The organism is Arsenophonus sp. PmNCSU2021_1, assembly GCF_036919435.1.
Classification (GTDB): Bacteria; Pseudomonadota; Gammaproteobacteria; order Enterobacterales; family Enterobacteriaceae; genus Arsenophonus; species Arsenophonus nilaparvatae.
Map to the genome: position 1 here is coordinate 228,784 of NZ_JAZHPL010000010.1, position 21,416 is coordinate 250,199.

Annotated in this window: 21 protein-coding genes and 2 pseudogenes; 13 read left to right on the plus strand and 10 right to left on the minus strand. The window is 38.4% G+C overall.

Annotation, left to right across the window (positions count from 1 at the left end; translation table 11 throughout):
- Positions 1-174: 174 nt before the first annotated feature.
- Positions 175-1,106 (minus strand): annotated as a pseudogene (locus V3224_RS23875) (Rpn family recombination-promoting nuclease/putative transposase).
- Positions 1,107-1,973: 867 nt separating this feature from the next.
- Positions 1,974-2,384: a hypothetical protein gene (locus tag V3224_RS23880; protein ID WP_334473115.1), complete on the minus strand. Its 411-nt coding sequence runs from the start codon at positions 2,382-2,384 to the stop codon at positions 1,974-1,976.
- Positions 2,385-2,390: 6 nt separating this feature from the next.
- Here V3224_RS23880 and V3224_RS23885 point away from each other — a divergent pair, with 6 nt between their 5' ends.
- The 3 genes from V3224_RS23885 (at position 2,391) to V3224_RS23895 (ending at position 4,057) form a co-directional block, all read left to right on the plus strand.
- Positions 2,391-3,305, plus strand: coding sequence for an Rpn family recombination-promoting nuclease/putative transposase (locus tag V3224_RS23885; protein ID WP_334473241.1), 915 nt, complete (start codon positions 2,391-2,393; stop codon positions 3,303-3,305).
- A gap of 294 nt (positions 3,306-3,599) precedes the next feature.
- Complete coding sequence (locus tag V3224_RS23890; RefSeq protein WP_334473113.1) at positions 3,600-3,782, plus strand: hypothetical protein; 183 nt, start codon at positions 3,600-3,602, stop codon at positions 3,780-3,782.
- Positions 3,779-4,057 (plus strand): helix-turn-helix transcriptional regulator, encoded by a 279-nt coding sequence (locus tag V3224_RS23895; RefSeq protein WP_334473111.1) that lies wholly within the window; start codon positions 3,779-3,781, stop codon positions 4,055-4,057. Before V3224_RS23890 ends, V3224_RS23895 begins: the two co-directional genes overlap by 4 nt.
- Before the next feature lie 237 nt (positions 4,058-4,294).
- On the opposite strand, the gene V3224_RS23900 is transcribed toward V3224_RS23895, so the two are convergent.
- The 4 genes from V3224_RS23900 to V3224_RS23915 form a co-directional block, all read right to left on the minus strand.
- A complete protein-coding gene (locus V3224_RS23900) occupies positions 4,295-5,467 on the minus strand; it encodes a purine-cytosine permease family protein (RefSeq protein ID WP_334473117.1) in 1,173 nt (390 codons plus the stop codon).
- Between the two features lie 28 nt (positions 5,468-5,495).
- The gene (locus V3224_RS23905; RefSeq protein WP_334467716.1) at positions 5,496-6,368 is read right to left on the minus strand and encodes an IS982 family transposase; all 873 of its coding nucleotides are present in this window, start codon (positions 6,366-6,368) and stop codon (positions 5,496-5,498) included.
- A 111-nt stretch (positions 6,369-6,479) separates the two neighbouring features.
- Positions 6,480-6,614, minus strand: coding sequence for a hypothetical protein (locus V3224_RS23910; protein ID WP_334473119.1), 135 nt, complete (start codon positions 6,612-6,614; stop codon positions 6,480-6,482).
- Between the two features lie 327 nt (positions 6,615-6,941).
- A complete protein-coding gene (locus tag V3224_RS23915) occupies positions 6,942-7,814 on the minus strand; it encodes an IS982 family transposase (RefSeq protein WP_334467716.1) in 873 nt (290 codons plus the stop codon).
- Between the two features lie 124 nt (positions 7,815-7,938).
- Here V3224_RS23915 and V3224_RS23920 point away from each other — a divergent pair, with 124 nt between their 5' ends.
- Complete coding sequence (locus V3224_RS23920; RefSeq protein WP_334473120.1) at positions 7,939-8,523, plus strand: LuxR C-terminal-related transcriptional regulator; 585 nt, start codon at positions 7,939-7,941, stop codon at positions 8,521-8,523.
- 285 nt (positions 8,524-8,808) lie between these two features.
- Positions 8,809-8,988: a hypothetical protein gene (locus V3224_RS23925; RefSeq protein ID WP_334473107.1), complete on the plus strand. Its 180-nt coding sequence runs from the start codon at positions 8,809-8,811 to the stop codon at positions 8,986-8,988.
- A 211-nt stretch (positions 8,989-9,199) separates the two neighbouring features.
- Here the strand turns inward: V3224_RS23925 and V3224_RS23930 are convergent, their stop codons facing one another.
- The 3 genes from V3224_RS23930 to V3224_RS23940 form a co-directional block, all read right to left on the minus strand.
- Entirely contained in the window at positions 9,200-9,736 is a 537-nt protein-coding gene (locus V3224_RS23930) for a ProQ/FINO family protein (RefSeq protein ID WP_334473106.1), read from the minus strand.
- Between the two features lie 969 nt (positions 9,737-10,705).
- Positions 10,706-11,770, minus strand: coding sequence for a hypothetical protein (locus V3224_RS23935; RefSeq protein ID WP_334473121.1), 1,065 nt, complete (start codon positions 11,768-11,770; stop codon positions 10,706-10,708).
- The gene (locus V3224_RS23940; RefSeq protein ID WP_032115191.1) at positions 11,742-12,710 is read right to left on the minus strand and encodes an IS110 family transposase; all 969 of its coding nucleotides are present in this window, start codon (positions 12,708-12,710) and stop codon (positions 11,742-11,744) included. Before V3224_RS23940 ends, V3224_RS23935 begins: the two co-directional genes overlap by 29 nt.
- Here V3224_RS23940 and V3224_RS23945 point away from each other — a divergent pair.
- From V3224_RS23945 to V3224_RS23975, 7 genes and pseudogenes are all read left to right on the plus strand, one after another.
- Positions 12,692-13,090 (plus strand): 3'-5' exonuclease, encoded by a 399-nt coding sequence (locus V3224_RS23945; RefSeq protein ID WP_334473122.1) that lies wholly within the window; start codon positions 12,692-12,694, stop codon positions 13,088-13,090. The two genes, V3224_RS23940 and V3224_RS23945, sit on opposite strands and share 19 nt — an antisense overlap.
- A 226-nt stretch (positions 13,091-13,316) precedes the next feature.
- Positions 13,317-13,652, plus strand: coding sequence for an Rpn family recombination-promoting nuclease/putative transposase (locus V3224_RS23950; RefSeq protein WP_334473123.1), 336 nt, complete (start codon positions 13,317-13,319; stop codon positions 13,650-13,652).
- Positions 13,653-14,253: 601 nt separating this feature from the next.
- Positions 14,254-15,918, plus strand: coding sequence for a group II intron reverse transcriptase/maturase (gene ltrA / locus V3224_RS23955; RefSeq protein WP_334473236.1), 1,665 nt, complete (start codon positions 14,254-14,256; stop codon positions 15,916-15,918).
- A 76-nt stretch (positions 15,919-15,994) separates the two neighbouring features.
- The gene (locus V3224_RS23960) at positions 15,995-16,657 is read left to right on the plus strand and encodes an Rpn family recombination-promoting nuclease/putative transposase (protein ID WP_334473125.1); all 663 of its coding nucleotides are present in this window, start codon (positions 15,995-15,997) and stop codon (positions 16,655-16,657) included.
- A gap of 3 nt (positions 16,658-16,660) precedes the next feature.
- Entirely contained in the window at positions 16,661-17,212 is a 552-nt protein-coding gene (locus tag V3224_RS23965) for a ProQ/FINO family protein (RefSeq protein ID WP_334473127.1), read from the plus strand.
- 207 nt (positions 17,213-17,419) lie between these two features.
- Positions 17,420-17,527 (plus strand): annotated as a pseudogene (parM, locus tag V3224_RS23970) (plasmid segregation protein ParM domain-containing protein); the annotation flags it as partial.
- Positions 17,528-18,144: 617 nt separating this feature from the next.
- Positions 18,145-19,200: a type III polyketide synthase gene (locus V3224_RS23975; protein ID WP_334473128.1), complete on the plus strand. Its 1,056-nt coding sequence runs from the start codon at positions 18,145-18,147 to the stop codon at positions 19,198-19,200.
- A 38-nt stretch (positions 19,201-19,238) separates the two neighbouring features.
- Here the strand turns inward: V3224_RS23975 and V3224_RS23980 are convergent, their stop codons facing one another.
- Positions 19,239-20,213 carry an IS701 family transposase gene (locus tag V3224_RS23980; RefSeq protein ID WP_334470984.1) on the minus strand — a complete coding sequence of 325 codons (975 nt, stop codon included), beginning with the start codon at positions 20,211-20,213 and terminating at the stop codon, positions 19,239-19,241.
- 98 nt (positions 20,214-20,311) lie between these two features.
- Between V3224_RS23980 and V3224_RS23985 the strand changes: the two genes are divergently transcribed.
- Positions 20,312-21,361 carry a methyltransferase gene (locus V3224_RS23985; RefSeq protein WP_334473129.1) on the plus strand — a complete coding sequence of 350 codons (1,050 nt, stop codon included), beginning with the start codon at positions 20,312-20,314 and terminating at the stop codon, positions 21,359-21,361.
- Positions 21,362-21,416 lie beyond the last annotated feature (55 nt).

A 21,416-nucleotide genomic window follows, 5' to 3' on the forward strand; every position in this document is an offset into this window, starting at 1 on the left:
TTACGTCCCACCATTATCAGGATGTAATTTAGGTTTTCAGACATAAAAAAACCGCATTAAGCGGTAGTCCGCTTGTACATTTAGGAGATCAAACCCGATGCTAGATTTTTCTAGCTAATTGCTACTATAACTAATGTTCTAATTCATAATCAATATGTTTTTAGTGGTTAAATTTTATTTTTGAAGTTTATCAAGTTCATCATCAGATAAACCCGTAGAAAGTTTTACTATGTTAAGATCTACGCCATTAGCTAAAAATTGTTTAGCTAACTCAATCTTTGTTTTTTGTATACCTTTTTGTAATCCCTCTTGGATCCCTTCCTGTCTACCTTCTTGTCTTAATGTTTGAGCAATGGTCATAAGTGCTCCTTCGTGTTTCTCTGATTGTCTGGCTATCTCTGTGATAAATTCCATTGGTTTTTGAGCATTCCCTTCTTGAATGAGATAATTAAACATAGTGATAACTTGATTATCGGTATAATAATTATACGACAACAGTTTAACAATGCTATCCAGTAGCTCGGTCATATCCCGTCTTCGAATGTGTTTTTGGAGTAACTCAAGCAACGCTATTCGCCTATGCTGCATAATATCACCATCATCAAGTGTGGTGACATCCGCTAACTTAAAGGGATTGGTGTAGATATGCTCTGCCAGTTTTCTGTTATGAAAACAGTCCAGCCAATTCGTGCTATAGGGGTGAGGGCTTTGCTCACCACAATAAAACAGGATAGGGAAAACTAACGGTAATTGCTTATTTCCCTGTTCTAAATGTTTCTGCATGGCAGCAAGACTATAGCGCATGAGTCGCCATGCAATGAGCTTATCAGGGGTGGATTGGTGTTCAATCAAAACATAGATATATCCGCTTCCCTTTGAGGTATTGACTGATTTGAGGTATTGACTGAATAGAGAATATCACTCTGGTAATTTTTCATCTCACTATCGATAAATGAGCCAGATTCCACCTTAAGCGAATCCAAGTCACACAAGGCTTTAATATCATCCGGTAGCCAGATATCGAAGAAATCTTTTGCCGTCTCTTTCTCACTTAAAAACTGCTTGAATACGGCATCGTGTGGGGTTGGGGTAAATTTTTTAGTCATTAAGATTAATGCCTTGTGTTACCTAACAGTGTGGTATTTAACAAGTTATCACAATTGCGTAAAATTTTATTGTTAAGGTAATTATTTCTTCTTCCAGATTTCTTTAACGTAAAAACTATATGAAATTGCTGTATTCAATGCGCTGTCGTCATTTGCAGCGCATTTTTACTTTTACCCATTGCGACTAGTATCATAAATCAAATTTAAGCGCCCTAGAACGCGCTGTGCGGCGTTTTTGTCATTTCAGTCATAATTTTGTATTAACTCAATATCCAAATCGCTTGTAGAGGCTGACATTGAGTTTTGAGCTTGACACAAGTATCAGGTACGCACTGGTAACTGCGTACCAACCATGCGTACTTCGTTGCGTACCAAATATTAGAACTTAGCAAAACTCTACATGAACATTAGGTTTTATAAGGCTCTATTCTTAGTTTTGCCTATAATTTTTTCCTCGCGTAGTGACCCCAATAAAATCTTCGCTGTCATTATAAAAATTGCATTCCTAACGTGCCCGAAAAGTACGTTAAGAGATAACAGGCATAAAATTTCTTACGATGTCCGAAAAATATTTTAAATATGAGGTTTTGTGAGGTTCTAATGACAACTTTTGACAATCTCTTAATTTTAAATGTGGGGTTTTGATGGGTTACAATGACAACTTTTGACAAGTTATTTTTATATTGAGTGTCTGGTTTTGTAACGTTTTGATTGCTCAATTTTCAAGAAAGCTAATAAAAAATATTTAATACCAAAACTGAAGTTTTCTAAAGTCGTTGCCTTACCATCTTACCTTACTCAGTGATGATAGAAAAACCTGCAATGTGTTTAAATTCTTTTTTCAACCTTAACATTTGCTAACAAGTGTTAGATGTTATCAATGATATTTAGATATAGCTTGGCGGTATTAGCATTAATATTTTTGCCGCCCACTCTACAATATCGCCTGATATAAGTTGGGGTCAGTTCATTTAGCGTTAAACCTAAGTTAGCTTTATTTTTAGCCCATTCATGGATTGTTTTTAGGGTAGGGGCTCTGGCTGAGCGCTTCTCAATAATAGCGTTAACGTTTTCTAATTTAGCCATGAGTTCTTCACTAGGAATATAGTTTTTTCTTGTTCCGGTAGTGGTTTTAATTTTTTCTGTTTTTTCTGAGAGTTCAATGGCTGCATAATGCTTGACGGCTTCTGAGATGCTGTCTTTTGAGTAACATAATATTCTTGTTGTCATACTGTCATAAGTTTCAGAACTGGTGTCTTTTTCACGCTCCCATACCATTTTTGTATAAATTGCTCTGAGCGATTTTATTTCGATATCACCGGATTCAAGCAGTTTTTAAGTGAGAAAGAGACGGCAAAAGATTTCTTCGATATCTGGCTACCGGATGATATTAAAGCCTTGTGTGACTTGGATTCGCTTAAGGTGGAATCTGGCTCATTTATCGATAGTGAGATGAAAAATTACCAGAGTGATATTCTCTATTCAGTCAATACCTCAAAGGGAAGCGGATATATCTATGTTTTGATTGAACACCAATCCACCCCTGATAAGCTCATTGCATGGCGACTCATGCGCTATAGTCTTGCTGCCATGCAGAAACATTTAGAACAGGGAAATAAGCAATTACCGTTAGTTTTCCCTATCCTGTTTTATTGTGGTGAGCAAAGCCCTCACCCCTATAGCACGAATTGGCTGGACTGTTTTCATAACAGAAAACTGGCAGAGCATATCTACACCAATCCCTTTAAGTTAGCGGATGTCACCACACTTGATGATGGTGATATTATGCAGCATAGGCGAATAGCGTTGCTTGAGTTACTCCAAAAACACATTCGAAGACGGGATATGACCGAGCTACTGGATAGCATTGTTAAACTGTTGTCGTATAATTATTATACCGATAATCAAGTTATCACTATGTTTAATTATCTCATTCAAGAAGGGAATGCTCAAAAACCAATGGAATTTATCACAGAGATAGCCAGACAATCAGAGAAACACGAAGGAGCACTTATGACCATTGCTCAAACATTAAGACAAGAAGGTAGACAGGAAGGGATCCAAGAGGGATTACAAAAAGGTATACAAAAAACAAAGATTGAGTTAGCTAAACAATTTTTAGCTAATGGCGTAGATCTTAACATAGTAAAACTTTCTACGGGTTTATCTGATGATGAACTTGATAAACTTCAAAAATAAAATTTAACCACTAAAAACATATTGATTATGAATTAGAACATTAGTTATAGTAGCAATTAGCTAGAAAAATCTAGCATCGGGTTTGATCTCCTAAATGTACAAGCGGACTACCGCTTAATGCGGTTTTTTTATGTCTGAAAACCTAAATTACATCCTGATAATGGTGGGACGTAATGAGGGAGCCGTAAGGCTCGCTGGTTTCTTGTACGCCGGTAGATCAACCTTGTTACGTCTCACCACCCCGTTTGATCTCGGATTGGTGAGGTTTTATAACTTGTACAAGAGGCCAAAACTATGGCTATTACCAAACCTTGCTCTAAACTCATTGATACCTACTGGATCATTCCTAGAAACTCCAACACACCTTCTAGCAAAGTCTCATTCACCCGTAATGACCGTCGTATATTCAACGTGCTATTCAAAGAAGATCGGCTTATATGGGCTAGACGTAAGCCAGTGATGGAGGAAATAGCATGAAAATGTTCAATTTAACCAACATTACTGAATTACATGACGTGTTTCCAGAGCTAACGCCAGCACAATTTGAAACGACAATACTGTTTTGTCTTGGATTATCTCAAGGGAAAATTGCTCATCTACGTTCTGTTAGCTATCCAGCAATAAAACAAACCTTGGAAGATATAAAAATTAAGTTGGATTTTTACTCACTCAATAACTTGCTTGCGATGTTTCAAGTACGTTTGTTTATTTTTGCTCTAGAAAAATGCAAGGTTGAGTATCGAAAAAATTAACGAGTAAATCACTTCAAAGGCTCAATATTCTTTGAGCCTTAACACACTAAGACAAGAATATCTATCTCCATAATAGAGAGTACAAAAAATATAACTACTGATTAGTATCAATCACTCAATACGTAATGCTGCAAATTTTAAATTATAAAATTTCCTCCCCATCATGCTAGCACCAGGGAAATTCAAACCATCTTCTTCATGGCTGGTTTTTTATTTAATTCATAAATGAAATCGTATTTAAATTTCTATATAAATTTTCATTTTCATCAAAAGCCAATAAGCCACTCCAGCCACAAGAATAGAATTCAAAGAAGGAATGCCGAAGTTGAAGTATACGCCTACAAGTGTACCAACAATACAAGCAAAAATAGCAGACCAGCCAATGAGTGGCGTAGAGGAATCGTCAGGGAGTAAACCTTCTTCTCTAGTTTCGTCTAATATTTTTCTGCTTGTTTTCAGAATGTAGTAATCAACCAGCATCACTCCAGCGATAGGTGGGAAAATAACGCCAAGCATGGAAAGGAAATCAACGAAATAGTTTAAAATACCAAATACCGACAATAATGTTCCTATTATTCCTAAAGATACTGTCAAAAAAACGTAATTTGTTTTTTTATTGCTAATTATTTTTATTGTATTAGATAATCCAAGTGATGAAGAATATAAATTAATATCATTTACTTTTATTGCGGATAATATTACCGATAATAGCCCTATCCATCCAGCGCTATGTGTCATTATAGTTACAATATCAGCTGCCTCTAATGCATGCGCCATTAATATGGCAATAGCATTAATAATAAATTCACCAACAATAACTGATAATGTTATCATCCAAAACACATGATTATTATTTTTACAGTATCTGCTTATATCGGGCGTAATTAATGCGCCAATAATAACTACTCCTGATATGATAGTGGTTCCTTCTCCAAGTGTCAGTAGATTACCTTTTGGTGAAGAATTCATTAAATCTAAATAGCTTCCATCTTTAAATAAGTAAAAAATAATCCATCCGACAACCAGACAAAACAAAGGAACTGAAATTTTTGCAGTCCAACTCAATGCCCGAAAACCGAAAGCCACTAATACTGTTAAGAGTATCCCTGAAAAAGCAGCTATCCATACAAAGTTAATTTTGTAATCTAATGAGTAAGATAGTCCTTCCGCAAGAACTGAATTTTGCACGCCAAACCAGCCAAGAAGACTAATGGCTATTGCCAACCCGATTAATGCTGACCCTAAACGCCCAAATCCAGTCCATCTTGCAAGAAGACTAATTGATACTCCTTCTTTCATCCCTGCAAGACCAAGGCCAAGGGCAACAAATTCCAAAAGTAAACTGCCTAAACATGTTGCAAGTAGAGCGTTCCAAAATGTCATTCCATGACCTAAAGTGGCACCTAACATAACCTGAGTTCGGGATAAGCATTATCAATTATACTTGAAGATACGTACCTGCAACAGGTATCTTTGGTTTAGATGGCATTAAACAATATGCAACCAGTCCGCCTAATAAATTCACTACAAAGTTAGCCGGAGAGCGATGTCGCGTATGCTCTATTTGACAAAGATTTTTTAACTCATCAAATACCGTTTCAATGACAGAACGATGACGCAAGATGGCTTTGTCGAAACAAGTCTGTTTAATAGGCTTCATTTTCTTCTTGATATTCGTTATAAGGCTAATTCCCATCGTTTTGAGTTGCTGTTTCAGTGAAGCCGATAAATACCCTTTATCTGCGTACAAACAACCAGAAAGATCCTTTGTCAGCTCAGGCAATGGTTTCCGATCATCGGTGTTTCCTGGTGTGAGTCGAAAACTGAGTATTTCCCCCAAATGATTGATAATTACATGAAGCTTGAAACCAAAGAACCAACCTGTTGAATTTTTTCCCCGTTCAGCTATCCCATTGAAGACTTTATGTCTGCGGATCCGTAAGTTATCACACACCGCTATCGGAGTAGAATCGGCAACCGATAGCCCCGTGCATTTTCCCTTAATTGACTCAAACAGTGCCGTTAACGCTAAGGCACTACGCGGAAGTAACTCTACACAGCGTGAATAGGATGGCAAGTTAGGAAATTCCTTCCGGAGATATAAGCGGACATAATAGAGATAAAATACCTTGAATTGCCTGAATCGGAGTTGATGAAACAACACAACCAGTGTCATCATTTCCGCCAACGAAAGCTGAGTAGACCGTCTACGACGCTTAGTACCGTTAGTCAGCAAATATTCATGCATTTTTGGCTCGAAGTCTTTGCAAAAATCATCCATCAGGCAATAAAGTTCAGTAAGATTTTCCATAATTGTTTAACAATGCTCTACTCTTTAACCAGACTGTTAGAGTATTTTAACAAAACAGGCTCATTCAACTATTTGAATATCAAGACTTTCTCTTTATTTCTTATCCCGAACTCAGGTTAACATAAACTGTGATAAAGCTGTTGCCATTCCCATACGCACCAAAGTTACATTAACTAAACTAACTCTTGCTTCCTTTGGAACTCTATCAAGAGAGTAAGTATCCTCCGATATTTTTCTTTTTATCATTTTTCTTCATCCTTGGTTATATGGTTGTATCAGAAAACTTATTTTTATTGAGAATACGAAAACATTTGAAAATTTAATATTAGTGAGAAAATTCTGACAAATACACCTAAATTTTAGGGGTGTTATCCTTATTTAATTAACTATTCTTAAGTTAAAATAAGTGAAATGGAGAATCAATATTATGACTAACATCCAAAATAGCATTAAACAATATTCATCATCGCCTCAATCGCTTATATCTTTTATGGAACATAGCGAAGAACATTGGTTCATAAAGGATACTGAATCACGATATATTTAACCTGAGTTCGGGATAAGCATTATCAATTATACTTGAAGATACGTACCTGCAACAGGTATCTTTGGTTTAGATGGCATTAAACAATATGCAACCAGTCCGCCTAATAAATTCACTACAAAGTTAGCCGGAGAGCGATGTCGCGTATGCTCTATTTGACAAAGATTTTTTAACTCATCAAATACCGTTTCAATGACAGAACGATGACGCAAGATGGCTTTGTCGAAACAAGTCTGTTTAATAGGCTTCATTTTCTTCTTGATATTCGTTATAAGGCTAATTCCCATCGTTTTGAGTTGCTGTTTCAGTGAAGCCGATAAATACCCTTTATCTGCGTACAAACAACCAGAAAGATCCTTTGTCAGCTCAGGCAATGGTTTCCGATCATCGGTGTTTCCTGGTGTGAGTCGAAAACTGAGTATTTCCCCCAAATGATTGATAATTACATGAAGCTTGAAACCAAAGAACCAACCTGTTGAATTTTTTCCCCGTTCAGCTATCCCATTGAAGACTTTATGTCTGCGGATCCGTAAGTTATCACACACCGCTATCGGAGTAGAATCGGCAACCGATAGCCCCGTGCATTTTCCCTTAATTGACTCAAACAGTGCCGTTAACGCTAAGGCACTACGCGGAAGTAACTCTACACAGCGTGAATAGGATGGCAAGTTAGGAAATTCCTTCCGGAGATATAAGCGGACATAATAGAGATAAAATACCTTGAATTGCCTGAATCGGAGTTGATGAAACAACACAACCAGTGTCATCATTTCCGCCAACGAAAGCTGAGTAGACCGTCTACGACGCTTAGTACCGTTAGTCAGCAAATATTCATGCATTTTTGGCTCGAAGTCTTTGCAAAAATCATCCATCAGGCAATAAAGTTCAGTAAGATTTTCCATAATTGTTTAACAATGCTCTACTCTTTAACCAGACTGTTAGAGTATTTTAACAAAACAGGCTCATTCAACTATTTGAATATCAAGACTTTCTCTTTATTTCTTATCCCGAACTCAGGTTATTTACATGAATAATGCTGCATTAAGTTATTTTAATGTACCTAGTGGATTTAGTATGGAGGGTAGGTTAGATAACGAAGTTCCATTAGAATCAAGTCAAGAGCTTTGGCCTGAGCTTGTTGAGCATGATAAAAATGTTATTGAAAAAAACAAAATGTTATCAGCCATAGAAATTCATTATTATGGAAAGAGTAATAATAAGGTCCCCCATCTTTGCAATAAAAGCCCTCTTTATGATAATAAAAATCAAATAATTGGTCTTGTTTGTCATGGAAGAGCTATCGAGACTCCTACATTGCTGCATTACATGAACCGATTAAACAGAAAAAAAATTCAATTTGATGCGCCTAATGATACTTTTACAAAAAGAGAACTTGAAGTTATTTTCTGGGCACAACAACGGCTCACGGCTAAAGAAATAGCTAAAAGACTAGATATTTGCCCTTCAACGATAGATTCACACATAAAGAGTATCTATAGAAAAGCTGATGTTAATAGCAATGCTCAACTTATTGAATACTGTAAACATAAAGGTCTTGATGCATATATTCCTTCTAACTTTATTCGTAAAGGGGTACAACTTATCTCATAGTTTTATATTTTAATTTATAAACATTTCTTTCAACCTTTTTTATTTTATAAATTTTTCATGAAAATTACACCTATTTAATTACCCCTAATAATAGGGGTTTTTTATTGATTTTATTTTTTATACTTAAGTTAAATTAAAGATATTCAGATAATAATTAAATATTAAGTTCCAACACCAGAGAAAATATTGAAGTATCGTATTTTAATACCTTCATATTTCTATTTTAAATATAAATAGTCATTATTATAAATAGAGGAGAATAATATCTGGATATTAATTCTTACTATGTTTTCAACTCCCTACTCAACAAATAACTTTGCCAGTATTCATTCTCAAAAATTTAAAACAGAAGAGGCGTGTCAGTTTGCAGTAAAAGAATTTAAAAATAATCTAGAGAATAATGCTTTGAAATATCTTGATGGAAGTGCCTATTGCATTAAAGATGATATAAGTACAAATAAATAATCGGCTATTCTTAAATTTAAAATAGATATTGTCAGTCACCTCCTGATTTTTTAACTTTCGATATCTAATTTATAGGTACAGCTTTATTTTTGTACCTATATTTTTTAAATGTAGTAAGAGGCACTTAATAGTTACCAGTATTACTTTAAGAAATCCTCACTTAATTAAATTTTTATCACCGCGAAAAATAAAAATAAAATAGGCATATCAATTACTTTGAAGCCTGTAATTCATCAAGTTTTTTCTTGGCTCTTTCTCTTTGCTTATCGGTAACCTCTCCATCAACCAAACCATCTAGATTAAAACGAGAACCAAATTCAACTAAAGATTTCTGATAAGCCTCAGTTTGAGTATAAGCCATCAAACCCGCACTTATCTGACTATTTGGAATATCTAGCCCCTTTTCAGATATCATTTTTCTAATACCTTTACCTATCCCCACCTTTAGCGGTTTTGGTGATTCAAGATTAAAAACTTTAGGGAACAAAATTACTAATATATCAACAGCAGCTTTAAGTTTAGCTGCGTGTCTGGCAGCCTTTTCTTCCTTGGTAATTGGCTTTGTTGGCTCCTGTTTAACCTTTGGTGGTTTAGGTGTTTTTTCAGCCTTCTGTTTTTTGTCAGTTTTAGGCGTAACAAAAGCCTTATTGTTTGGTTTTAAAGTAGGTTTAACCGCCGATTCAAGCGTTGAAACCTTTGAACCTCGTTTACCTTTGATTATCAAAATAGGGCGTTTTTGTTCAGTCATTCAATATCTCTATACATCTAATTTATTTACTTAACGAACTATACCATAAATATAACACCTATAAGCCTTTGTCAGGCGTTTGAACTCAACATTAACCTTCACATGAATTAACATTGAAAAAATCACTTTATGAAATTTATTAATCACCTTAAAACCAACTTCTAAATCCACTCCAAATCATCAAATAGCAAAAACGCAATATAAGCCATTTTAAGGCCATGAAATTAAAAAGCGCTACCTTTGTGCCTATTTTTAAAAATAATAGTTTAGGATGGATTACAGGGCTTTTTAGATGGTATTTTTGAGGTAACCTCTGACAAACTTTCCAATCTGATCGAAAAATAGAAAAATTGAAGTAAAAAAATAAAAATCAAAACCAACTTCAAAATCAACACCTTGAGGCGCTGCCTCAAACTCCGCTCTTGCCGCCGATGGCTCGAGGGTCAGGCACGCAGTCGCAAGCGACAGCTCCCTAACCCCCAAGCCAAGGCTAGGGTCACTCCGCAGCCGTCAAGGGCTTTCGCGGCATATCCTCAGTCGCTCCGCTCCCTCCGGTATTCCACGCTCCCTTGACCGCTGCTTTGTTTCCTTAATATTTCATCTATTGGTGCGTTTTTTTAAAAAGGTGCGGTCAAAGGTGCGTTTTTTTTATCTTTTTTTATTTTATTTTTATATACTTATAGATATTTATATATAAAAACGCACAAACGCACCTAAAAAAAAATATATATACGATGTTTTTTTTGTTTATTTTTTGTTCGTTTCATTTTCTGTTTTTTTTTCTTACGTATATGGTGTTTTTTTAGGTGCGTTTGTGCGTTTTTAATTTAACTTCATGATTTTTATAAATAAAGTACCGCACCTTTGACCGCACCTTTTCCTAAACAAGTAAAAATAGGCAAAAAAAAGAGAGTTTCACCTCTCTTTTTTTTATGGTTATGAGTATTTTTTATAGCTATAAGAATTCAATCATTTTTTTAGAATGTTCTGTTGGATAAATTTTGCTTTTCGGTTTTGCCCATCAATAAAAATAGTTTTTGGCACTGATTCTCCTACTCTTGAACTATGTTGTTTCCAATTTTGAGAAGGTGTACCAGCTAATGCTTTACTCATCGCTTCGCTGCTATTAGCTATGTAGATCCCCTCTCCTACACAGCCATATAGAGATACTGTACCGTCTTGGTAGATTATCCCTAGCTTTCTAAGCGCCTTTTCAACCTCTATCTTTCCTCTTAATGCTGCTCTTTCAAGTTGTTCTTGGCCTATTTTTCCACCGCCTGAATGCTCGTAACCTACAATCCTAGCCAACTCCTCAATATTTTTTTGTTGTAGCATCTCTATCCCTTCGCCTACGGTGACATTGCTACGGCTATCTCTGAATGTTAGCTTTACCGCGCTCATTTTAGTCCAGCACATATCCCATCCAGTGGCGTTTGTGTCTCTGTTTTCTTCTACAACCTCTGTTAACTTCAACTTTTCCACATAGGCTTTAGCGGTTGCTAAGTCTATAGGTTTGTTCTGAGCTAGAGTGGCGAATCCAGCCAACAATGAACCGTATTGTTTTCCGTCTCTTGAGTGGCCTAAGTGATCTCCTGCTACTTCAACGAAAACCGCCAGGTTTTTTTCAAGGGTGGGAAGTCTTGAGATAATGAGATTATTTAATTGAGTAGAAAAGTCTTCTCTTTCTAGCTTCAAATAGGCTTTTTTGATAAAATTAAATGTATCTTTGGAGTCGGCAGTTTGAGGTTTTTTTACTATTTCCAGTATAGATATACGGCTTTGATCTGCTAATTCCAATTCTCTAGGATTGATAGACGCAAAACAGAACATGCTTCGATTGCGATAATACATTGATGTTCCGCTTACTGTACCTTTGATGGCTGTAGCTTCATCATCACTTGAGGAGTTTCTAGCTAAGGTTAAAATTGCGTCTATCCGTGAACAGTCTTTGTTAGTGTTAGGTTCTGCTTCATCAAGAACAAAGCAACTGTCTTGAACAGTATATTTATGGAGCAACGTTATGATACGACTCATCCCATTCTTGGTTCTTTCTGAGAATCGCATTCAGGATAGTCAGCAGTTTGCGCATACAGGCAACCAGCGCCACTTTTTTGGCTTTTCCTGCTGCAACCAGCCGTGTGTAAAATGCTTTTATCACCGGATTGAAACGAGTTGCAACCAGTGCAGCCATGTACAAAGAGGTTCGAACTCCGGCCCTACCGCCAAAAATGGTTCGTCGGCCACGCATGGTTCCCGAGTCTCTATTAACAGGAGCTACCCCAACCAGTGCACTGATCTCCCTGCGCGAGAGTTTCCCTAACTCAGGGACTTCTGCCAGCAATGTAGCAGCAGTCATCATACCAATGCCTTTGATAGTACTTAGCCGCTCTGCAAGCTCGTTGAAATGATCCGTAATATGCTTATGCATATCCTCGTCAATCCGTTTAAGTTCATTTTCTAGTGCATTGATGATGTTACTGATGCTTTTTCTGTTTTGCGGGTGAGATGGATGCATCCGGTTTCTTTCAGCTACAAGCATTGCAATCAGCTGGCGTCTGCGCACCACCATAGCAGCAAGAATCTGACGCTCTGCATCGGGAATAGCCTGGATAAAACGTGACCGCTCAGGATGGCGGTTAATGACATCAGCCATCTGAGCTAAAACTCTGGCATCTATTCTATCAGTCTTTGCCAGATAGCCCATGGATCGAGCAAAGTCTCTGGCTTGCCTGGGATTGATAACGGCAACATCAAAACCTTCAGCCTGAAGAGCGCATGCAATCGCTGCCTCGAGACCACCTGTAGCTTCCATCAGAATCAAGGCTATGTTGTTCTTTTTCAGTTGATAAATGATGGTATCGAACCCGTCAGGGTTATTGCTGACTCTGAACTGCTCAATGTTATTGGTGCCTGCAATATCCAATGAAGCTTTAGAAACATCAATTCCTACACAAATTGGATTTAGCTGACTCATATTACCCATCCTTGCAAATACGTTATGAATTACGGACAACTGTTCGGGTTTCAGATGAGTGGCTAAGTGTATGCATCATTCGCTTTGCTACGGGCTATAAACCCCAGGGACAATCGGATTACATACACCTTGCCAAATCTAATCGCTATTATTATAACCAAATTTCAAGATACAAGGGACTGGAATGGGACATTGTTGAAATCAATAATGACTTTCCGAATAATCTCTTTGAGCCTAATATGGACAAAGCAGCCTTTAGAGATGAAATCAATTTGCTGTATGTCTCAGCGACCCGAGCGAAGAAGACACTTATCATCAATAAACTGTTGGTAAATATTCTTGCCAAAGTTGCTGAGAATGAAAAAACGGCACAGGCCTGATTCATGAATACCTCTAGAAGAGCCTGTAATCGATTTTTAGCCATTTTCTTGTGATTAGCTATTAAAATAAACCAGTAACAATAAATAAACGCACCTGATAAGATAGGGTGCGTTTTTGTATGGCTGGATTATGATGTTTGATAGGTAATGAATAAATAGCGTATTTAATATAGCGGGTTTGTTTGCCATAATTCAATCTGACGCGAGCAATTATTAAAGATATCGGATGAGTAAAAAATTCACACCAACGCCACACGACAGTGTATTCAAGCAGTTTTTAAGTGAAAAAGAGACGGCTAAAGACTTCTTTGATGTCTGGCTACCGGATGAGATTAAAGCCCTGTGTGACTTAGATAGCCTCAAAGTGGAATCTGGCTCATTTGTCGATAGTGAGATGAAAAATTACCAGAGTGATATCCTGTATTCAGTCAGCACCTCAAAGGGAAGTGGCTATATCTATGTTTTAATTGAAGCACAATCCACTCCAGATAAACTCATTGCATGGCGATTGATGCGTTATAGTATGGCAGCGATGCAGAAAGTGCGACAGGAAGTTGTCTGACATATTGTTTTGACAAAGGAATGGACAAAACCAGTCATCCCATTGACTGTAACCTACCGTGACAGGCGTGGCGGGCAACTGCGGGGTCTGAAGCTCACGGGACAATGAAACCTTGCGTTGTAAAACGCGATAACGAAACCGTGAGGGAATAGTTATTACCTGCAAGCATCATGCGGATGAGGTGCTAGGTTTATCGGTATGGTTAACGTATGTGAACTGTTAATAAAGACCGTGATCGCTAACAGGCCAAAGATGCTGATAGGCCTGAACCAAAAGGTATGAGGTAGGTTATCTGTGGTTTTTGTGCGGATACATGGGCAATAACCCTCCGGTCGAGAGATAGAACCTAACCCGATAGTTTGTATGTCAGGTGAAACCTGGTAAGCCCGTACCGCCGCCGTAAGGCTAGAGATATCGTAAGATAGATTGATAACGGTGCGGGTAAAGGATGATGAAAAAAGCGAATGCCGGCCTGTAATGGGACGGATAGAGGTTCAAACTTTGCCTTACCACGAAAGTGAGCAGACTTTCATCGGGTCTTTAATCGTGAGAAGACGAGTAAAACTTTCAAGAGGAGGAAAGCAAGTTGAGTGCAGCCAACATGTGTGCATCTGCATCCTTCCACCCAACAAGCTGGCATTCTATTAACTGGAAAACCAGTCATGTACGGGTGCGAAAGTTACAAGTACGTATTGCGAAAGCAGCGAAGAACGAGCAATGGCGCAGAGTAAAAGCGTTGCAACGTTTATTAACACGGTCATTCACCGCTAAAGTGATGGCGATAAAACGTGTGACCGACAATACAGGCAAGAAAACGCCTGGTGTCGATGGTGTTATGTGGAATACACCCGAAAAGAAGTGGAACGCAATAGGGGCTATGAAACGTACAGGGTATAGACCAAAACCTTTACGCCGAATATATATCCCGAAAGCAAACGGAAAACTGCGACCTCTTGGTATACCGACCATGCTTGACAGAGCGATGCAAGCGCTACATTTGCTAGCCCTAGAGCCTGTATCGGAAATCACAGCGGATAAGAACAGTTACGGATTCCGGTCACTTAGAAGTACCGCTGATGCGATAGAGCAAATATTTTGTAATTGTGCAAAATCTAAATCAGCAAAATGGGTGTTAGAAGCGGATATTGCAGGATGCTTTGATAACATTAGTCATGATTTCTTAATCAACACAATTCCTATGGATAAAGTGATATTAAGTAAGTGGCTAAAATCAGGTTTATTAGATCGTGGAGCCTTTTACACCACCAATGGTGGGACACCGCAAGGCGGTATTATTTCCCCAACATTGGCTAATATGGCACTGGATGGTCTTGAAGCTGAACTCCGACAAGTATTTGGATATTCAGGTACGGCTAAAGGTAATAAGCATAAAGTCCATTATGTGCGATATGCGGATGATTTTGTGATAACAGGTATCTCACATGAACTCCTTAAATCAAGGGTCAAACCACTGGTTGAAGGATTTATGGCAAAAAGAGGCTTGCGTCTATCACAAGAAAAAACGAGAATTATCCATATTAGTGAAGGGTTTAATTTCTTAGGACAGAATGTTAGATCTTTTAACGGAAAATTTTTAATATCACCCGCAAAAAAAAATCTCACAAACTTTTTGAAGAAAATTAGAACCACGATAAAGCAGGAAAGGTCAAGCAGCGCATGGAAACTGATAACTAAACTCAACCCGATAATTAGAGGGTGGGTAAATTACCACCGACATGTTGTTGCGAAAAAAAAAGCCTTTTCTAAAATCGATCATCTGATTTGGCAAGTTTTGTGGAAATGGTGTTTAAGACGTCACCCAAAGAAAGGTAAGTATTGGGTAAGAAAAAAATACTTTACCGTTCAAGGGAATAATCAATGGGTGTTTAGTGGAAAAGCGCCGGAAGGCAAGAATTTTACACTGTACAAAGCATCTTCCACACCTATAAAGCGCCATATAAAAATCAGAAGTGAAGCCTGCCCATTCGATAAAAAATGGGAAATGTATTTCGAAAAAAGGCTAGAAAATACCTGGAAACAAAAAACCGTAGGAAGTAAGAAAGTAAGAGTACTATGGATAAGACAAGATAAACGCTGTTTATGCTGCAACCAATTAATTACTCAAGAAACTGGCTGGAACATACACCATAAAGTCGAAAGAGTGAAAGGAGGCGGAAATGAACTGGGTAATCTTGAACTCTTACATCCTAATTGCCATCGCCAAAAACATAGTCGGGCTGCTGGTTGCGATCATACTGTATCGTGACTTATAAAGGCTTGAGCGGTATGCGGGGAAACTTGCACGTACCGTTCTTAGGGGGCGGCGTGACAGAGATGTCACGTTGCTACCCGACCATTTAGAACAGGGAAATAAGCAATTACCGCTCGTTTTCCCAATACTCTTTTATTGCGGTGAACAAAGCCCTCACCCCTATAGCACGAATTGGTTGGACTGTTTTTATGACAAAAAACTCGCCGAGAGTATCTATACGCAACCGTTTAAGTTAGCTGATGTCACCACGCTTGATGATGGTGAGATTATGCAGCACAAGCGAATGGCTCTATTAACTTTGATACAGAAGCACATCCGCAGACGGGATATGACAGAATTACTGGATAGTATTGTTAAACTGTTGTCGTATAATTATTATACCGATAATCAGGTTATTACACTGTTTAACTATCTCATCCAAGAAGGTAATGCTAAAAAACCCATGGAATTTATCACCGAGATAGCCAAACAAGCAGAGAAACACGAAGGAGCACTTATGACTATTGCTCAAGCATTAAAACAAGAAGGATTACAAGAAGGATTACAAAGAGGAAAGCTGGAAGGCTACCAATTAGGCAAAAATGATGGCGTTCAAGAAGGTAAACTTGAAGGCGAAAAACAGGCTTCGATGAAGATAGCGGGCCAAATGCTAGAAAGTGGTATGGATAGGCAATCTGTGATGAAATTTACGGGCTTGACTGATACTGAAATGAGCACCCTGTTTAAAGATTAAATGATGACGGAACGAAAGAAATTAACCCTCAATCGCCCTAGAAAGGCTTCACCAGAAGAACAGACCTCAAGTGCCCCTGTTCACGGTAAAAAAGTATGGGTGAATGCTGCGCCCAAAAAACGGGCAAAAAAACCGAAACCCCAAAAGGTAGCAAAACAACAGCCCAAGAAGCTGGTTGAAAAACTTAAACAGGCAGTGAAGGTTAAAATTCCAAAACCACCGACACCGCCCAAAAAGCGATTGCCGTTAGATGAGGCTATTTCACAAATCAGCACGTTTTGGCCTTATCTTTTCCCTGAAGGCAAGTTATGCCCAATGAAAATTGGCATCCAGCAGGATATGTGGCAAGAGGTGAAGGAAAAGGACTTACCAATAGCCAGAAGGCGTTTGAGAGCCTGTTTAGGGAGTATTGGTCATCATACTGATTATCGCGCACTTATCCAGTTAGGCGCGTTTCGTTATGACAAAGACGGTCAGATAGTCGGAGAGGTTACCCAAGCTGATGTTGAGGATAATCTGCAACGTTTAGCACGGCGAAATAAATCCAACCCATAACCATAATGAAAATTCTTAAATTTTCTTCATATATCACCTATTTTTGTTTTAGGATTTCTTATTGTCTCTTTAATGTCAATAAGTGAGAATTAAAAATAACAATTAGTTAAATATTAGATAATATATTTACATTAATCTCTTATTTATATTATTATGAGAATATAAGATTTTTTTTTAATAAATTAATTTAAATAAGTGAGATTTATTATGCTCAGTATAATGTGCGATGATGGTTCTACCTGTGTGAAATTAGCCTGGCTAGAAAATGGGAATATTAAAACCCATATTTCACCTAATGCTTTTAGAGAAGGATGGAAATAAGAGGCGTTTAAAAAAGGGTATGCCAACAACAACCAGCCCAGACTAACTTAAAGCTACTTTTTCATCAAAACACCTAAGCTTAGGTTAAAAATTGATAAACAGTTCCATTTGAGAAGTGCAGTGAAAAAACCTTTTTTCAAAATAAAGCACTCCTTTCCTTGAGATGCATCACTTATTTAATGTCTAAAAATTTCAAAACTTTTTTAACAAAAAATTAACCTATTTTGGGGTAGAATAACGCGGTGAAAAAAAATGATTTTTCCATTTTTTATAGTATAAAATTACTTATTACAGGTGATAAAAATGCCGGGGACTCTGTCTCCTGAACATCCCCGATAAAATAGATAAAAAAATGGTACCGATGACCAATAAAACTAAACAGCTGTCCTCAATCTTATCACTGAACGAGAGACTGTTATTCGATAATGCTACTCTAACAACACCACTGTCACCCACCTACAAACGGCATTGTCGCCTTGACCCTTACTCCCTGCACAATATTATTCCGCTAATAACTGTTATCGGCGCAGATATGATCGGAATGGGATACCGTGTATAAGCACTGGTGAAATTCAATTTAAATTGTAATAGTAGATAACCAGGAAAACGTTATGACAACCCTGTTGAAACCCTCAATTATTCGACCTGAACACAAAGTGACACAAAACGAGATGATCCAAGCGCTGCAAACCTTGTTTCCTGAACACCCTGATTGGAAACAAGCGAAAGCCATGATCCAAAATAGTCAAGTACAACAACGTTACATTGTCCGCCCCCTGGCAGAATGTGTTGTCAACTCTGGATTTGAGTCAAGGAGTTTAATCTATAGCAAAGAGGCCCAACGCTTGGGTATCATCGCCGCCCGCGATGCATTGGAATTTGCTGAAGTTCGAGCAGAAGATATAGATATGATCATTGTTGTCTCATGTACCGGCTTTATGATGCCCTCATTGACCGCCTTTTTAATCAACGCTCTTCCATTTTCCCCAAAAACCAAACAGCTGCCAATCTCCCAGCTGGGATGTGTTGCGGGGGCCTCAGCTATCAATCGAGCATTCGAATACTGCACAGCTTTTCCTGATGCAAATGTGCTAATTGTAAGCTGCGAATTCTCCTCTCTGTGTTTTCAGCCCACAGCAAACACACTATCAGACATAATCAGCTCGGCACTATTCGGTGATACGGTTGCTGCCTGTGTGATGCGAGGTAAAGACAGCAATTTAGGCGGTTATCGGATCACGAATAGCGAATCCTTCATCCTGAAGAATAGCGAAAATTACATCAAGTACGACATAAAGGACACGGGATTTCAATTTTCTCTTAATAAGAAAGTGATTGGTACCATCGAAAAAGTGGCTCCAGTAATGAAATCTTTTGTTGATCAATTCAGTAAACAGACCATTGATAACTTGGATTTTTATATATTTCACACGGGAGGTCGCCGAATTCTTGACGAGCTGGTGAACCATCTCGGCCTGCATAGGGAAGCCGTGGCTTTAAGCAGACAAAGTTTGCAAGAGTGCGGGAACATAGCGAGTGTTGCCGTGTTTGATGTTCTAGCACGAGTGTTTAACAATGGTGGCCTCGCGAAAGGCAGCGAGGGAATGCTGGCTGCCTTTGGACCAGGATTTACCAGCGAAATGAATACAGGAGTGTGGACCCTCTAACTATCTCTGTTTAACATCTACACGAGTTTCGCACAAAACTAATTTGGGTACGCTAATAAAACACGGATTTGCTCAGTAATAGCACTTTTGATTACGTCCCAATTTTGTTGATAAAGGGTTATTTTTTCAGATATACGACGTTTATGTTGTTCAAACCACGCAGAAATAGCGAGAAAAATATGATTTCTTTGCGCTCGGCTCGTGCGAGCCTGACAGCGTTCAATACCACAGTTTTGTTTAACTTCTCGATGATAAACTTCAACAGACCAACGGGCATCCATGATAGATTTGACGTATTGACGGGTGGGATTCTCTTTGTTTGTTACTATGTAATCAATACGGCCGTTTTTGGCTGTAAATTTGAAAACGGTTACCCAACCATATCCTCGCAAGTGTATTGACGTTCCTTCTTCTGAGATGTCTAACTTGTTCAGTTGTTTGTTATGGTTAACAATCCTATTTTTCCTCAGCGTGGTTACCCAGGTCCAACCATGAGAGCGAATTGATTTCAGGTTATCCAGGCTAGAATACCAAGCATCCATCACTACCGCTTCTGGCATGATCCCTCTTTTTTTAGCAAGAGTGAGCATTTCGGAAAAGTGCGTGTTTTTTGTTTTTCCATCAGAATCTTTATCATAAATACGATAATCGATAGGAATTGATTCAACCTTCGTCAGATCATGCCAAAGCAAATTAACTAAACCTATGCCAGCAATAACATCATGTTCATTACCTGAATATTGATAATGGACCATCTCTATTTTTTTACTACGTGTTTTGGCAATCAATGTATCATCGGCAATTAGTACGCAAGGGCTTTTTTTGTCTATAGAAGGTTCAACTAATCGCCATAGGTCTTTAGGTCTAAAACATCTACTTTTTAGCCATCGGCTAACAGTGTCATGAGATAAAGGCGATGGGCTTACTTCTGATAACGCTAAACCAGAGTATCTTAAACTGCTTACTTGTAAGAATGTTTTATAGATATCTTTAATAAATGGATAACCCGACAAAATATGAACACCCTGATTTTTTCTTGTTTTTAAATTTATACTTCTTTTTTGGAGATTGCGAAACTCGTGATCTATTATGATCGTATAGGAGTAAGAGCATGCAAAAACAAATATCCAAAAATAATTCTGAGCTTGACTCATCAGAGTTAAACGCGTCCGAGAAAATTATGTCAATGGTATTCGGGTTTATGGTGTCCCAGGCTATTTCCGTTATTGCCAGACTGGGTATTGCCGAATTACTGCAGGAGGGTTCCAGGAGTGCTGCGGATTTAGCAGAAGCGACCCACTCTCACCCCCATTCGCTCTATCGGGTAATGCGAGCATTGGCCAGTAAGGGTATTTTTCACGAACACGAAGATAAGACATTCAGCTTGACCCCCATGGGTAACCTTCTGAAGAAAAACCCGCTTGACGGAATCGGGGGCTTTTCTGCGTTCTTTTGTTCAGACTGGCATTGGCCAGTCTGGGGGAGTCTAGACTACAGCGTGCGTACCGGAAAGCCGGCGTTTGAAAAGGTCTACAACCAGCCGTTTTTTAGCTATCTGGAAGAATGCCCACGTGCATCACAGATATTCAATGAGGGAATGACCAGTTTTAGTGCCGCTACCGGTGCAGCTGTGCTTGATGCCTACGACTATTCCGGTATAAAGCGATTAATCGACGTGGGAGGCGGTCACGGCTATTTGCTCGCTTCAATTGTAAAACGCTATCCGGAAATAACAGGGATCTTGTTTGATGCCCCCTCAGTTATCAACGGTGCCCAGCCGATACTGAATGCTTGTAATGCGGATACCCAATTCGAGTTGGTGGGGGGAGATTTTTTTGAAAAAATTGATGCCAAAGGCGACGCCATTATCATGAAGCACGTTCTTCACGATTGGGATGAGGAGAGTTGTTTGAAGATCCTTCATAACTGCCACACTGCTCTACCTAAAAACGGTAAGTTATTGGTAGTCGAGATGGTTATTCCTGGGCCCAATCAACCGGCAATTGGAAAGTGGTTGGATCTTCAGATGCTACTCATGCTGCATAGCCATGAACGCACTGAAGAAGAGTATTCAACTCTGTTTGCCAAAGCCGGATTTAGGTTAACTCGTATTTTTCCCAGTATGTCGCCATTCAGTATAATCGAAGCGGTACGGATGTGAAAATATGCTGAAAAGATAATGCAGATGTATAAGACAAAGGAGATATCTACTATTA